Source organism: Clavibacter lycopersici (genome assembly GCF_003576405.1).
GTDB classification, from domain to species: Bacteria; Actinomycetota; Actinomycetes; order Actinomycetales; family Microbacteriaceae; genus Clavibacter; species Clavibacter lycopersici.
The window spans coordinates 1-659 of sequence record NZ_QWGT01000502.1 but is presented as its reverse complement, the minus strand read 5'-3'; the positions used below and the strand labels follow the sequence as shown (position 1 = coordinate 659).

The following is a 659-nucleotide window of genomic DNA, read 5'->3' as shown; positions in this document are numbered from 1 at the left end:
AGCCGCGCGCGGGCCCGCTCGACCGCGGTCGGCGCGACGTCCACCGCGAGCAGCTCGTCGACGCGCTCGGCGAGGCCCGCCGTCGTCACGCCGATCGAGCAGCCGATCTCCAGCGCCCGCCCGTACCGCTCGTCCGGCAGGGCGGCGAGGGTCGCGAGGCGCTTGCGGCGCTCGTACCAGCGGGTGGTGACGCGCCAGGGATCCTCGGCGCGGGCGTACGCGGCGTCGAAGCGCTCGGCGGCGGTGGGCTCCGCGGCGGCGTCGGTGACGTGCGCCTCGTCGCCCACGATCAGCACCTCGCGGTCGCGGTCGGCGTGCCGGAGGAACCCGGGCCGCAGCACGGCGCGGTCCTCGGGGGCGTCCGACAGCGGATCCACCTGGCTGGCGTGCGCGCGGATCGCGGCGCGCTTCGCCTCCCGCATCCGCGCGTCGAGCGGCAGCGCGCGCAGCGCGGCCCACGGCACGCGCGGGTCGTCGGGCGTCGCCCAGTGCCACATCCAGACCGGGTACTCGACGAGCCGGATCCCGCGCCCGGCGGGCAGCGCGCCCACCAGCCCGGCGACGACCTCGCCCGTGACGCGGTGGTCGCGGTGCCCGTCGCCCCGCCAGGGCGCCGCGACCCAGGTGCCCGGACCGGCGTCGGCGAGGAGCCCGGCGAG

At 79.4% G+C, this 659-nt stretch carries 1 protein-coding gene; it reads right to left on the bottom strand.

All coding sequences use genetic code 11. The features are described 5' to 3' along the window. On the bottom strand, positions 1-659 hold a 659-nt coding region (locus tag DZG00_RS16200), incomplete at both ends, for an SAM-dependent methyltransferase (RefSeq protein WP_304650947.1).